Origin of the sequence: Micromonospora siamensis (assembly GCF_900090305.1) — a bacterium.
Lineage (GTDB): Bacteria > Actinomycetota > Actinomycetes > Mycobacteriales > Micromonosporaceae > Micromonospora > Micromonospora siamensis.
The window spans coordinates 609,464-622,092 of the sequence record NZ_LT607751.1 but is presented as its reverse complement, the minus strand read 5'-3'; the positions used below and the strand labels follow the sequence as shown (position 1 = coordinate 622,092).

Below are 12,629 nucleotides of genomic sequence, written 5' to 3'. Positions count from 1 at the left end.
CCTGATCGCTCCCACTCGTGCTGAAGAGGTGACGCCAGATGGGGCTGGACAACGTCGCGGTGCACTGGCCGCGGACCGGCCGCTTCTACGACCCGGTCGCGCCGGCCGAGTTCGTCGACTTCGGCGACATCGTCGAGCTGCCGCGGATCTCCGCGCCCACGGCGGCGCTCGCCGAGCTGATCGCCAAGACCGGCACGGTCCGGGCGACCGCCTACACCGAGCTGGTCGACCTGCTGCTCGGGCTGGAAAATGTGCTGTACGCCACTGACGCCGCCGCCGAGGACGAGGACCCGGTGATCGACCCGGACGGCTGTTCGTGGATCGCCGGCGGGATCGAGCGGTTCGTCGCCGCGCACCGGCCGCACGGCGAGGAGGTCACCTTCGACTCGGTCAGCGGCGTGCTGCGCGGCCTGCTCGCCGACGGGCGCCTCGCCGAGCAGCAGCTCCGCTGGCTGGACACCCGCCTCGACGCGCTGCGCGACGAGGCCGGCGATCCGCCGCAGTGGACCTTCACCTGCGCCGAGCTGGCCGTGCTGGCCGCCTTCTACCGCCGCTGCGCCGACCGGGGCTTCGCCGTCTACGCCGACGCCTGACCGTCCGGGTCGGTGCCCGACGGCCGGTTGGCCGCGACGATCACCTGGGTCAGCGCGCTGTGCAGCTGACGCAGCTCCGCCAGGGGCAGCCCGAGCCGCGCCACGATGGCCGGCGGGATCTGCTCGGCGCGCTCCCGCAGGGCCTGCCCGGCCGGGGTGAGCCGGACCGCGAGGGTGCGCTCGTCGGTGGCGCCCCGGTCCCGCCGGACGTAGCCGGCCGCCTCCAGGCGCTTGAGCAGCGGCGACAGGGTGCCCGGGTCGAGTTGGAGCAGCCCGCTCAGCTCGCGTACGGACAGCGGGGCGTGCTGCCAGAGCGCGAGCATGACCAGGTACTGCGGGTGGGTCAGCCCCATCGGTTCCAGCAGCGGCCGGTAGACCGCCACGACGCTGCGCGCGGCGACGGAGAGCGCGAAGCAGACCTGCTGCTCCAGCGCGAGCGGATCCTCGGCGGGCTGCTCGGGCACCGGCACCTCCTCGTCGTCGTTGCGATCGTACCAATGCTTGGTGTACCAATTGTTTGTACACCAACGGTTGGCGGCGAAGGGGTCGGCGGATGAGCGACGAGCGGCAGGCGACGTCCTCCGGTGAGGGTGGCCGGCTGATGGCGTGGTCGTTCCGGAACTGGGCCGGCCCGCCGGAGGTGCAGGGCGCGGTGCAGGGCGGCTCGCGGGACGCCCGCGACGGGTGGAAGCAGGATCTGGAGCGACGCAAGCAGTGGAGCCGGGAGCAGCGCGAGCGCAAGCGCGCCGAACGCGCCGCTCGCCGCGCCGAGCGCAAGGGCGGGCTCGCCGACGGTCAGCCGTAGGTGTCGCGGGGGCCGCGACCGCGCACCCGGCGCGGGCCACGCGACCAGGACGGCGCGGCCGGGCCGTGGATGTGCAGCTTGCGCACCACGTTGTGGCCGACCTCCTGGGCGATCTGCTTGAGCAGCGAGCCGGCGAGCAACCGCAGCTGGGTGGCCCACGCGGTGGACCGCGCCTCCACGGTCAGCTCGCCGTTCTCCAGCTTTACCGGCCGGCTGTGCTGGGCGACCTCCGCCCCGACGACCTTCTCCCACGCCCCGAAGACGGTCGCCTCGGCCGCCGGCTGCTGCCAGCCGCGCGCCTTCATCAGCCGCTCCAGCACCACGCCCAGCGGCTGCGGGTCGCGCGGGTCCGGCCCGGGCCCGGAGTAGCCGCGCATCCGCCGCTCGCCACCGTCGCCGCCGACCACGCTGCGCCGGGTCTTCGCGGTCGCCGCGCGGCGGGCCTTCGCCGCGTCCAGGACCGCCCGCGCCAGCTCCGGACCGGAAGCGCCGCCACTCGCCGCTTCCCCGGCCGCGCCGCCACCGGCGTCACCGGGCGCCCCGTCGGGGGCACCGTCCCCACCGGCCGCGCCGGACCGCGCCGACCTACCGGCAGCGGCGCCGTCGCGGGCACCGGCCCGACCGCGCGCCGCGGGGTCGCCGTCGCCGACACCGGGGGTACGCCTCGACGCGTCCCGCCCCGGGCCGAGCCGGGCCGGCGGCAGCAGCGGTTCCTCAGACACGTCGCACCGTCCCCTCCCCGACGGCGTACCGGGTGCCGCGCAGGGCGGCCGGCACGTCGTCGTCCACCGCACAGGTCACCAGGAGCTGACTGGCCCCGCCGACCAGGGCGGCGAGCCGCTCCCGCCGGCCGGCGTCCAGCTCCGCGAACACGTCGTCGAGGACCAGCACCGGTTCGATGCCGTCGGTCCGCAACAGGTCGTAGCCGGCCAGCCGCAGCGCCAGCGCGTACGACCAGGACTCGCCGTGGCTGGCGTACCCCTTGGCGGGCAGCGGGCCGAGGGTGAGGCTGAGGTCGTCGCGGTGCGGGCCGACCAGGGTGGTGCCCCGTTCGATCTCCGCCGACCGCTGCTCGGCCAGCGCGGCGGTCAGCGCCTCGGCGAGCGCGGCCCGGTCCACGGTCGGGTCGGGCAGCTCCACCGACGGCCGGTACGCGATCCCCGCCGCGCCCCGGCCGGCCGCCACCGCGTCGTACGCCTTGGCGACGTGCGGGGTGAGCGCGGCGACCAGCTCCAGTCGGCCGGCCAGCAGCTCGGCCCCGTGCTGGGCCAGGTGGGCGTCCCAGACGGCGAGGGTGGAGAGGTCCCCGCCCCGCGTACCGCCGGTCTTGCGGGCCAGGTACGCGGTGCGGAGCAGGGCGTTGCGCTGCTTGACCACCCGCTCGTAGTCGGCGCGCACCCCGGCGTACCGGGGCTGGCGCAGGACCAGCAGGTCGTCGAGGTAGCGGCGGCGCTCGGCGGGGTCACCGCGGACGAGCTCCAGGTCCTCCGGGGCGAAGAGCACCAGCCGCAGCGCGCCGAGCACGTCCCGGGCGCGACGGGCCGGTGACCGGCCCAGCCGGGCCCGGTTGGCCTTGCCCGGGACGATCTCCAGCTCGACCAGGAGCTCCCGGCCGTCGTGCACCACCGCGCAGCGGATCACCGCCGACGCGGCGCCCATCCGGACCAGAGGGGCGTCCGTGGCGACCCGGTGCGAGTCCAGGGTCGCCACGTAGCCCAACGCCTCGACCAGGTTCGTCTTGCCGACGCCGTTGGCGCCGATCAGGACGTTCGGCCCCGGCTCCAGGTCGACGCCGACCCGCTCGTACGAGCGGAAGTCGACCAGTTCCAGCCGGCGGACGTACACAGGTTGTGGATACCGGTCAGCGCTTGCGGACGGCGTGGCCGCCGAACTGCTGGCGCAGCGCGGCGACGGCCTTCATCGCGGGCGACTCGTCCTGCCGGGAGGCGAACCGGGCGAACAGCGAGGCGGTGATGACGTTCAACGGCACGGCCAGCCGGACCGCCTCGTCGACCGTCCAGCGGCCCTCGCCGGTGTCCTCGGTGTAGCTGCTCAGCTCGGCCAGCTCCGGGTCCTCGTCCAGCGCGCGGTCGAGCAGGTCGAGCAGCCAGGAGCGGACCACGGTGCCCTCGCGCCAGGACTTGAACACGCCCGGCACGTTGGTCACCAGCTCGGACTTCGACAGCAGCTCGTAGCCCTCGGCGTAGGCGTGCATCAGGCCGTACTCGATGCCGTTGTGCACCATCTTGGCGTAGTGGCCGGCGCCGACCGGGCCGGCGTGCACGAAACCGAACTCGCCCTCGGGCTTGAGCGCCTCGAAGATCGGCATCAGCCGCTCGACGTGCTGCTCGGCGCCGCCGACCATGAGGGCGTAGCCGTTCTGCTTGCCCCAGACGCCGCCGGAGACGCCGACGTCCAGGTAGCCGATGCCCTGCTCGTTGAGGCGCTCGGCGCGGACCGCGTCGTCGCTGAACCGCGAGTTGCCGCCGTCGATGATGAGGTCGCCCTCGCCGAGCACGCCGGCGAGCTCGTCGATGGTGGCGTCGGTGACGCCGGCCGGGACCATCACCCAGACCGCGCGGGGCGACTCCAGCTTGTCGGCCAGTTCGGCCAGGCTCGCGACGTCGCTCAGCTCCGCGTTGCGGTCGAAGCCGACCACCTCGTGCCCGGCGGCGCGCAACCGCTCGCGCATGTTGCCGCCCATGCGGCCGAGTCCTACCAGGCCGAGCTGCATCTTGTTCCTACCTCCGCTGCGTCTGGATCAAGGGGCTGCGCGATCAGCGGGAGACCCGGATCGGCATGATGAGGTAGCGGTACCCAGGGATGACCTCGCCATCCTCGCCGGCGGGCGAAATCACCGCCGGCTTGAACGCGTCGACGAAGTTCAGCACGGCGAACTGGGCGCCCAGGTTGCTCAGGCCGTCGATCAGGTACTGCGGGTTGAAACCGATGGTCAGCGGGTCACCGGTGAAGGTGGCCTCCATCGCCTCGCTGGCCCGCGCCTCCTCGGTGCCGCCGGCCTCGACGACCAGGCCGTCGGAGCTGAAGCTCAGCAGCACCGGCGTGGTCCGCTCGGCGACCAGGGCGACCCGCTTGACCACCTCGATCAGGGTGCTGACCGCGACCTGCGCCTGGGCGTTGTGGGTGGCCGGGAAGAGCGAACGCACCGGCGGGTAGTTGGCGCCGTCGAGCAGCCGGCTGGTGGTGCGCCGGGTGCCGCCGGAGAAGCCGATCATGCCCTCGCCTGCGGAGCCCTGGGACAGCGCCAGGGTGACCTGGCCGCCCAGCGGGCCGAGGGCCTTGGCGGTGTCGTTCAGGGTCCGGGCCGGCACCAGGGCGTTGACGCTGGTGTCGGGGTCGTCCGGGTTCCACTCCATCTCGCGCAGGGCGAGCCGGTAGCGGTCGGTGGCGAGCATGGCCAGGGTGCCGCCGGAGAGCTCCAGGCGTACGCCGGTCATCATCGGCAACGTCTCGTCCCGGCCGGCGGCCACGGCGACCTGGGAGACGGCGGCGGCGAAGGCCGCCGCGTCGACCGTCCCGGCGCTCTCCGGCATCTCGGGGAGGCTGGGGTAGTCCTCGACCGGCATGGTGGGCAGGGTGAACCGGGCGCTGCCGCAGACCAGCTCCAGGTGGGCGCCGACCGCGGCGATGTCGACCGGCTTGGCCGGCAGCGCCTTGGTGATCTCGGCGAGCAGCCGGCCGGAGACCAGGGCGGCGCCGTCGGCGTCCCCCTGCACCTCGACGGTGACCTGGCTGGAGACCTCGTAGTCGAAGCCGGAGACCTGGAGGTTTCCGTCGGTGACCCGGAGCATCACCCCGGCGAGCACCGGTACGGACGGCCGGTTGGGCAGGCTCTTCGCGGTCCACGCCACCGCTTCGGCGAGCGCGTCGCGCTCTACTCGGAACTTCATCAATGCCTCCGCGTCGACGTCAGCGACAACTCTCTCATGCCGACCGCTGCCTGCCGTCCCGCCCGACCGTGCGGGTACCCATCGCACCTTAGGGCGCGTGGGCATCGGCTGTGCGCCCGACCCCGTGGATCCAGGTGCCCGGGCGACTGCCGACGGCAGCGTCCGGCCCGATCCACAGGAAGTCCAACGGTGATGATTGGTTTTTGTTGTTTTAGAAGAGATAACTCATCGTCTTCATCGCACCTGTGCAAACTGTGGAGAACCCGAGTCTGCGCAGGTCAGACAGGTTATCCACCGGTGGTTTGGCTGTGGAGAACCGGGGGGTAAACCGGGGTGTGCGTCCACAGGCCGCGTCGTCCACCGGGTTGTCCACGGTTGGCCACAGGTTGTCCACCGGTAATCCACCGGGTTTACCCCCAGCGCTGTGGACAACGGAACGAGCCCGTACCGACGTAATCCCCAGAACCTTCAACAGGCCGTGCACAGGCGGTGCCGTACCTGGGGACAACGTCACGGTTGTCCCCAGCCGTCCACAACGTCGTCCCCAGGGTTTGTCCACAGTCTGTGGGTAACCGGCGGCGGACGGACGGTAGTTATCCACCGCCGGTGGAAAACCGGGTGTGGACAACGAGGCGGGACGAGAACGGACACGGCACCGAGCCTGTGACCTACACCCTGTGGAGAGTCAAGTCACCGCCGCGTTCCGGCACCCTTTTTCCGGCGTACGCGAAGACGCCCGGCCGGAGAACGGCCGGGCGTCACGGGTGCGGCGGTGGTACGGGCGGACCTCAGGTGTTCTGCTTGATCCGGTTGGTCAGCTCGGCGATCTGGTTGTAGAGCGAGCGCCGCTCGGCCATCTGCTGGCGGATCTTGCGGTCGGCGTGCATCACCGTGGTGTGGTCCCGGCCGCCGAACGCCTGCCCGATCCGGGGCAGCGACAGGTCGGTCAGCTCCCGGCACAGGTACATGGCCACCTGGCGGGCGTTCACCAGCACCCGGGAGCGGGAGTGCCCGCGCAGGTCCTCCAGGCTCACCCCGAAGTACTCCGAGGTCGAGACCATGATCTGGTCGGCGGTGATCTCCGGGCCGGCGCCGTCCGGGATGAAGTCCCGCAGCACCTCCTCGGCCAGCGACAGCTCCACCGTCGAGCGGGTGAGGCTGGCGAACGCGGTGACCCGGATCAGCGCGCCCTCGAGTTCCCGGATCGAGTTCGACACCCGGGAGGCGATGAACTCCAGCACGTCCGGCGGCGCGTACAGCCGCTCCTGGGCCGCCTTCTTCTGGAGGATCGCGATCCGGGTCTCCAGGTCCGGCGGCTGGATGTCGGCCAGCAGGCCCCACTCGAAGCGGGTCCGCAGCCGGTCCTCCAGCGTCGCCAGCTGCTTCGGCGACCGGTCAGAGGTGATCACGATCTGCTTGTTGGCGTTGTGCAGGGTGTTGAAGGTGTGGAAGAACTCCTCCTGCGTCCGCTCCCGGTTCTCCAGGAACTGGATGTCGTCGATCAGGAGGATGTCCACGTCCCGGTAGCGGCGCTGGAACGCGCTGGTCTTGTCGTCCCGCAGCGAGTTGATGAAGTCGTTGGTGAACTCCTCGGTCGAGACGTACCGGACCGAGCGGGCGTTGCCCAGCGTCGTGGCGTAGTGCCCGATGGCGTGCAGCAGGTGGGTCTTGCCCAGCCCGGAGCTGCCGTAGATGAACAGCGGGTTGTACGCCTTCGCCGGTGACTCGGCCACCGCCACGCTCGCCGCGTGGGCGAACCGGTTGGACGAGCCGATGACGAACGTCTCGAACATGTACTTCGGGTTGAGCCGGTTGCCGCCACCGTCCGCACCGGGCCGCCGGTCGTCCCGGCCGCCGGGACGGTGATCGGTGTTACCCCGACCGGGGCCGCTGTCGGTCCCGCCGGAGTGCCCGCGCGGAGGCTGCGGGTCGCGCGGGGCGCGGGCCTCCTCCCGGTAGCGGGGCTCGAAGCCCCGGCCGTCGGACTGCTCACCGCGCGCCCGGTCGTCGAAGCCCCGCCGGGGTGGACCGGACCGGGCCGGCGCGGCGGTCGGCTCGTCGAACGAGCCGAAGAGCGTCTCCTGGGCGTCCCGGCTGGCCGGGATCAGCGGCCGTCGACCGTCGGCACCCTGGCGGCCGGTGTCCCGCCGCGGGCTCGGGTGTTCCTGCTCCGCCCGCTGGTCGAGCGGCTCCGGCTCGGGACGCTGCTCGCGGCGACCCTGGTCGGCGGTCTCCTCCGGGGATCCGGGCCGGCCGGTCGCCTCGCCCCGGCCGGTGGGGCCGGGGCGACCCGCGGCGGGCTCGTCGTAGCTCGGCGCGTGGTCGTACCCGGCGGCCTGGTCGTAGCCGGCCGACTGGTCGTAACCGGTGGAGTGGTCGTAGCCGCGGTCCGGGTAGCCGCGGTCCGGGTAGCCGGCCACCGGACGGCCGGTGGCCGCACCGGAACCGTCCGGGAGCAGCTCGGGCGCCGGCTCGTGGTCCGGGGCGGTCTCGGGGGCGCTGCGGTAGACGGTGCCGGCCGGCCGGGCCGCCGGATCCTCGGGGACCCGCACGGTGACCGCGACCTGGATAGGCCGGCCCAGCCGGCGGGTGAGCGCCTCGGTGATGGCCGGCCGCAGCCGGGACTCGATCACGTCCCGGGTGAAGGCGTCCGGGACGGAGAGCAGGGCGGTGTCCTCGACGATCGCGCGCAGTCGGGTGAGGCGCAGGTACGCCCGCTGCTGAGCCGAGATGATCTCGTCGGCGAGCTCATCCGTGGTCGCCGTCCACACCGCGGCAAGGTCGGTCGAACCGGCCACCGTCGTGCCACCCCCCTCGCCTCTGCTCCCGGTCGCCGCTGTCATCCAGCGGCCGTACCGGGCCCGCCATCGCGTCGAGCGGGGGTGTGAGCACCCACCCGGACGGCTGACCGGTCGTCATCCACAAGTTATCCACAGCCTGTGTGTACCGACCGATTGTGGCCGCCCGCCGGACGCGGGTCGGACCTGCCCCCCAGGTCTGGGCGGGGGCTGAAGCGGGTTCACCGTGCCGAACGATTCACGACCTTGTCCGGTCTTGCCGTTCGGCGACATTTCCGCACCGCCGCCGACCGCAAACGCGCACGCTAACAGCGCGGGTGGCACGGCATCAACCGGCGACGCACCGCCGCCCCTTGCGGCATCAGCGAAAACCGCCCCTTCGGTCGCGGCTGTCCGGTGCCCGGCGGTGTGATGTTTGACGGTCATTGCCCCCCTGCGTAGGCTGGAGCGGCTGCTCTCTCGCCCTCTGCTAGGGTGATGGGTGCTTGCTGTCCGCGGTGGCTTCCCCGCATCGCCGAGGTTCCCGCTCCGCCGGGCAGCACCGATCGGAGGCCACCCGCCGAGGTGGCCTGGACCACCACACGACCCCGGCGATCCCGCGCCTGGGACGCGTACGAAAACGGAGAGCCTGACGTGAGCAAGCGCACCTTCCAGCCGAACAACCGCCGGCGCGCGAAGACCCACGGCTTCCGGCTGCGCATGCGCACCCGTGCCGGCCGTGCCATCCTGTCGACCCGTCGCGCCAAGGGCCGCACCCGCCTGTCGGCCTGACGCCGAACAGGTCCGGTACCGGGGGCGTGGTCAGTCGTGCTGGCGGCCGCACAACGACTGCGGCGCAGTAACGACTTCGCCGCAGCGGTCCGCGGTGGTCGACGCGCCGGGCGAGGCGCGGTCGTGGTCCACCTGACCCTGCCCACCTCACCGGACGGCGACGCAGCAACCTCGCCGGAGCCGGCGCGGGGTGCGGAGGAGACCTCCGCACCGACCCGCGCCGGCTTCGTCGTGTCCAAGGCCGTCGGGCCGGCCGTGGTCCGCAACAAGGTCCGGCGCCGGCTGCGGCACCTGGTCCGCGAGCGGCTGGCCGGGCTGCCCGCCGGCACCACCCTGGTCGTACGCGCCCAGCCGTCGGCGGCCGGCACGTCGTACGCCCGGCTCGGCACCGATCTCGATGCGGCGATCGCCGCCGCACAGGCACCCCGGGGACGGCGGTCGCGATGACCCACGGACCCGATTCCACGCCGCCGACCACCGGTGCCCGGCTGCTGATGGCGCCCATCGTCGCGTACCGTCGGTGGATAAGCCCGGCGCTGCCGGCCCGCTGTCGGTTCTACCCGTCGTGCAGTGCGTACGCCCTGGAGGCGGTGACCCGGCACGGCGCGCTCCGGGGAGCCGGCCTGACGGTCCGGCGGTTGTCGCGCTGCCACCCTTTCCACCCCGGTGGACATGACCCGGTGCCGGAGCCGGGCGGCCGCCGCCGTGCCGATGCGACTGGAGTCTGAGAATTGAGTCTCGACTGGATCTACTACGCGATCTCGTGGATCCTGCTGACCTGGCACTCGGCCTGGGACGCCATCGGGGTGCCGGTCGGCGCGGTGCTCGGCACCAACTGGGCCTGGATCCTCTCCATCGTCTTCCTGGTGGTCACGGTCCGGGTGATCCTCTTCCCGGTCTTCGTGAAGCAGATCAAGTCGCAGCGGGCCATGCAGGCGCTCCAGCCCAAGGTCAAGGAGCTCCAGGAGAAGCACAAGGGTGACCGGGAGACGCTCCAGAAGGAGATGATGGAGCTCTACCGGAAGGAAAAGGCCAACCCGCTGATGGGCTGCCTTCCGATGTTCCTCCAGATTCCGGTCTTCCTGGGCCTGTTCCACGTGCTGCGCCGGCTCGACCCGGCGAAGACCAGCAAGGACCTCTACGGCTGGTCCGTCGAGCAGTTCAACAGCGCCTCCAGCGCGAAGATCTTCACCGCCCCGATCGCCGGCAAGTTCGGCTCCACCGCCGACGAGCTGGCCCGCCTCGGCGCCAACGGCACCACCGTCAAGATCATCGCCGGCATCCTGGTGCTGGTCATGATGGGCACCACCTACCTGACCAGCCGTCAGATGATCCTCAAGACCGGCTGGGCCGAGGACCCGCAGCAGCGGATGGTGCAGCGGCTCATGCTCTACGGCATCCCGCTGTCGCTGCTGATCTCCGGCTCGATCTTCCCGATCGGTGTGATCATCTACTGGGTCACCAACAACCTCTTCACCCTCGGCCAGCAGCAGTGGGTGCTGCGGAAGTTCCCGCCGCTGGTGACCGCGAACACCAAGCCCGGCGCCCCCAAGGCCGGCGCTCGCGGCCCGGTGCAGCCCGCGAAGACCGGTGGCCTGTTCGGCCGCAAGCCCGCCGCCCAGGTGCCGGCCAAGCCGGTCGCGCCGAAGGTCGCCGGCCCGAAGCCCGGCGCCCGCCCGGTCAACCCGAAGAAGAGCCGCCCGGCCAAGCGCCAGGGCTGAGGACTGCGGCCGCCGCCGGTGACAACCCGGCGGCGGCCGGCTCCGTCGACCGAGCCGCCACGCGACAGCGCAGGCGCCGGTCCGGAACCCACCGCGCGTGGCGCGGTCACGGGCGACACTGCCCGTACCAGACGTGCCCGTGGACACCGGCGACCTCCCGCCGGGCCCGGGAAACCAGCGGACCCGACGGTCCGGCCGAGCGAGTACGGAGATGAGACCGTGACCGACACCAGCATTCCCAGCGCCGAACCCGAGCTGGACGAGGAGACCGCCACCGCCGAGGGGCGGGACGAGGTCGAGGAGACCGAGGGCGGTACCCGGGAGAAGAAGGCCCCCGCCGAGAGCGAGCTGTTCCGGCAGAGCGAGATCGCGGCCGACTACGTCGAGGGGCTGCTCGACATCCTCGACTACGACGGCGACATCGACGAGCTGGTCTCCGGCGGGCGGCCGATGGTGGAGGTCGTCGGCGACGGCCTGCAGAACCTGGTCGGCCAGCGCGGCGCCACGCTCGAGGCGCTCCAGGAGCTGGCCCGGCTCGCCGTGTTCCGGCAGACCGGCACCCCCAGCCGGCTCCTGCTCGACGTGGGCGGCTACCGCGCCAACCGTCGCAAGGAACTCGCCGCGGTCGCCAAGAACGCCGTCGAGAAGGTCAAGGAGTACGGCGAGCCGGTGCGGCTGGAGCCGATGTCCGCGTTCGAGCGCAAGTGCGTACACGACGTCGTCAACGCGATGAGCGGCGTGCAGAGCGAGTCGGAGGGCGTCGAGCCCAGCCGGCGCATCGTCGTACGGCCGGCGGACTGACCGGGTGACCCACGAGAACCTGACCGGCCCGGGTGGTACGCCGCCCGGGCCGTCCGCTGTCCCGCCCTCCGCGCCGGACGAGGCCGCCCTCCCGCCGTCGGACGCCTCCGCGCCGACGCCGGACGTCGCCGACGGGCCGGAGCCCGCTGACGTTCCGGCGCCGTCGGAGGTGGTGCTCCCCGCCGAACTGGCGGACGCCGCCCGTACCCTCTTCGGCGACCGGCTCGACCTGGCCGCCGCGTACGCGGAGCTGCTCGCCACCGACGGCGTGGTCCGCGGTCTGATCGGTCCCCGCGAGGCTCCTCGGATGTGGGACCGGCACCTGCTGAACTGTGCCGCGATGGCCGAGCGGATCCCCGAGGGCGCCAGCGTCCTCGACGTCGGCTCCGGTGCCGGGCTACCCGGCCTGGTGCTGGCCATCGCCCGGCCCGACCTCACGGTCACCCTGATCGAACCACTCGCTCGGCGGACCTCCTTCCTCGTCGAGGCGGTGCAGCAACTCGGCCTGGCCCGCTCGGTCCGGGTCTTCCGGGGTCGCGCCGACGAGGCCGCATCCGGCTCGACGGGCGTCGGCCCCTTCAGCGGGGACGTGGTGACCGCCCGCGCGGTGGCCCCGCTGGACCGGCTAGCCGGCTGGTGCCTCCCGCTCGCCGTCCGTGGCGGCCGACTGCTTGCCCTCAAGGGCGCGTCGGCGCAGGAGGAGATCGACGAGCACGCCGGCGCGGTGGCTCGCGCCGGCGGTGGCGAGCCGGTGGTGCACCGGTGCGGTGTCGGAGTCATCGACCCGCCCGCGACGGTGGTGGAGGTCGTCCGGGAGCGGATGGTGGTTCCTCCGGCGGTGAGGGCGGCGACCCGGCGGGCCCGTCCCGCCCGGCGCGGCGGTGGCCGAGGCCGGTGAGTCGTCGGCGGGGGCGGGTTGCGACCACGTGTCGGCCCGCCCTCGCTCGTCTCTCCGCTGGGCCGGTGCTCGCCTCTCGGGCCGCGTGCCCCGCTGCCGCGCGACGCGCGCAGGGGCCTGCCGGTCCGACCTCCGTTCCGCCCGACGGCTGTCGTCCGGCTTCCCGGGCCGGCAGCCGGCTTCCCGGGCCGGCAGCCGGCTTCCCGGGCCGGCTTTCCGTCGTTGGATACGTAACGGGATGAGCACCCGACATGGACCGGCTGCGCCCGTCCGCCGTAGGCTGGCGCGCGTCGATAGTGTGGAGCGGGCGGCGCCTGAGGGCTGTTGTCCC

The 12,629-nt window shown here is 72.8% G+C and carries 14 protein-coding genes; 8 read left to right on the top strand and 6 right to left on the bottom strand.

What is annotated here, in order from left to right:
* The first annotated feature begins 38 nt into the window (after positions 1 to 38).
* Positions 39 to 593 (top strand): hypothetical protein, encoded by a 555-nt coding sequence (locus tag GA0074704_RS02860; protein ID WP_088969048.1) that lies wholly within the window; start codon positions 39 to 41, stop codon positions 591 to 593.
* Here GA0074704_RS02860 and GA0074704_RS02855 read toward each other — a convergent pair.
* Positions 578 to 1,057: a MarR family winged helix-turn-helix transcriptional regulator gene (locus GA0074704_RS02855; RefSeq protein ID WP_088973409.1), complete on the bottom strand. Its 480-nt coding sequence runs from the start codon at positions 1,055 to 1,057 to the stop codon at positions 578 to 580. The two genes, GA0074704_RS02860 and GA0074704_RS02855, sit on opposite strands and share 16 nt — an antisense overlap.
* An 89-nt stretch (positions 1,058 to 1,146) precedes the next feature.
* On the opposite strand from GA0074704_RS02855, the gene GA0074704_RS02850 reads away from it, so the two are divergent.
* Positions 1,147 to 1,398 carry a hypothetical protein gene (locus tag GA0074704_RS02850; protein WP_088969047.1) on the top strand — a complete coding sequence of 84 codons (252 nt, stop codon included), beginning with the start codon at positions 1,147 to 1,149 and terminating at the stop codon, positions 1,396 to 1,398.
* Here GA0074704_RS02850 and GA0074704_RS02845 read toward each other — a convergent pair.
* The 5 genes from GA0074704_RS02845 to dnaA all read right to left on the bottom strand — a co-directional run bounded on the left by GA0074704_RS02845 (position 1,389) and on the right by dnaA (position 8,107).
* On the bottom strand, positions 1,389 to 2,120 hold the full coding sequence (locus tag GA0074704_RS02845) for a DUF721 domain-containing protein (protein WP_231926742.1): 732 nt from the start codon (positions 2,118 to 2,120) through the stop codon (positions 1,389 to 1,391). The genes GA0074704_RS02850 and GA0074704_RS02845 overlap by 10 nt on opposite strands.
* The gene (gene recF, locus GA0074704_RS02840; RefSeq protein ID WP_088969046.1) at positions 2,113 to 3,243 is read right to left on the bottom strand and encodes a DNA replication/repair protein RecF; all 1,131 of its coding nucleotides are present in this window, start codon (positions 3,241 to 3,243) and stop codon (positions 2,113 to 2,115) included. Before recF ends, GA0074704_RS02845 begins: the two co-directional genes overlap by 8 nt.
* 16 nt (positions 3,244 to 3,259) lie before the next feature.
* Positions 3,260 to 4,132, bottom strand: a complete 873-nt coding sequence (gene gnd, locus GA0074704_RS02835; protein ID WP_088969045.1) for a phosphogluconate dehydrogenase (NAD(+)-dependent, decarboxylating) — start codon at positions 4,130 to 4,132, stop codon at positions 3,260 to 3,262.
* A gap of 43 nt (positions 4,133 to 4,175) precedes the next feature.
* Positions 4,176 to 5,309 carry a DNA polymerase III subunit beta gene (gene dnaN, locus GA0074704_RS02830; RefSeq protein ID WP_088969044.1) on the bottom strand — a complete coding sequence of 378 codons (1,134 nt, stop codon included), beginning with the start codon at positions 5,307 to 5,309 and terminating at the stop codon, positions 4,176 to 4,178.
* Between the two features lie 788 nt (positions 5,310 to 6,097).
* Entirely contained in the window at positions 6,098 to 8,107 is a 2,010-nt protein-coding gene (gene dnaA, locus GA0074704_RS02825; RefSeq protein ID WP_088969043.1) for a chromosomal replication initiator protein DnaA, read from the bottom strand.
* A 633-nt stretch (positions 8,108 to 8,740) separates the two neighbouring features.
* On the opposite strand from dnaA, the gene rpmH reads away from it, so the two are divergent.
* The 6 genes from rpmH (at position 8,741) to rsmG (ending at position 12,298) form a co-directional block, all read left to right on the top strand.
* Positions 8,741 to 8,878 carry a 50S ribosomal protein L34 gene (gene rpmH / locus GA0074704_RS02820; RefSeq protein ID WP_088969042.1) on the top strand — a complete coding sequence of 46 codons (138 nt, stop codon included), beginning with the start codon at positions 8,741 to 8,743 and terminating at the stop codon, positions 8,876 to 8,878.
* A gap of 36 nt (positions 8,879 to 8,914) precedes the next feature.
* Positions 8,915 to 9,325 carry a ribonuclease P protein component gene (gene rnpA, locus GA0074704_RS02815; protein ID WP_088969041.1) on the top strand — a complete coding sequence of 137 codons (411 nt, stop codon included), beginning with the start codon at positions 8,915 to 8,917 and terminating at the stop codon, positions 9,323 to 9,325.
* Positions 9,322 to 9,606, top strand: a complete 285-nt coding sequence (gene yidD / locus GA0074704_RS02810; protein WP_088969040.1) for a membrane protein insertion efficiency factor YidD — start codon at positions 9,322 to 9,324, stop codon at positions 9,604 to 9,606. The genes rnpA and yidD overlap by 4 nt, the downstream gene beginning before the upstream one ends.
* A 3-nt stretch (positions 9,607 to 9,609) precedes the next feature.
* On the top strand, positions 9,610 to 10,599 hold the full coding sequence (gene yidC, locus GA0074704_RS02805) for a membrane protein insertase YidC (RefSeq protein WP_088969039.1): 990 nt from the start codon (positions 9,610 to 9,612) through the stop codon (positions 10,597 to 10,599).
* 219 nt (positions 10,600 to 10,818) lie between these two features.
* Positions 10,819 to 11,400 (top strand): Jag family protein, encoded by a 582-nt coding sequence (locus GA0074704_RS02800; protein ID WP_088969038.1) that lies wholly within the window; start codon positions 10,819 to 10,821, stop codon positions 11,398 to 11,400.
* A gap of 169 nt (positions 11,401 to 11,569) precedes the next feature.
* Entirely contained in the window at positions 11,570 to 12,298 is a 729-nt protein-coding gene (gene rsmG / locus GA0074704_RS02795) for a 16S rRNA (guanine(527)-N(7))-methyltransferase RsmG (protein WP_231926867.1), read from the top strand.
* Positions 12,299 to 12,629: the final 331 nt, after the last annotated feature.

Excerpts from the sequence above, each read along its gene's own strand:
- GA0074704_RS02860 (WP_088969048.1), top strand. The coding sequence starts at position 39 with ATGGGGCTGGACAACGTCGCGGTGCACTGGCCGCGGACCGGCCGCTTC.
- yidD (WP_088969040.1), top strand. The coding sequence starts at position 9,322 with ATGACCCACGGACCCGATTCCACGCCGCCGACCACCGGTGCCCGGCTG.
- GA0074704_RS02850 (WP_088969047.1), top strand. The coding sequence starts at position 1,147 with ATGAGCGACGAGCGGCAGGCGACGTCCTCCGGTGAGGGTGGCCGGCTG.
- dnaN (WP_088969044.1), bottom strand. The coding sequence starts at position 5,309 with ATGAAGTTCCGAGTAGAGCGCGACGCGCTCGCCGAAGCGGTGGCGTGG.
- gnd (WP_088969045.1), bottom strand. The coding sequence starts at position 4,132 with ATGCAGCTCGGCCTGGTAGGACTCGGCCGCATGGGCGGCAACATGCGC.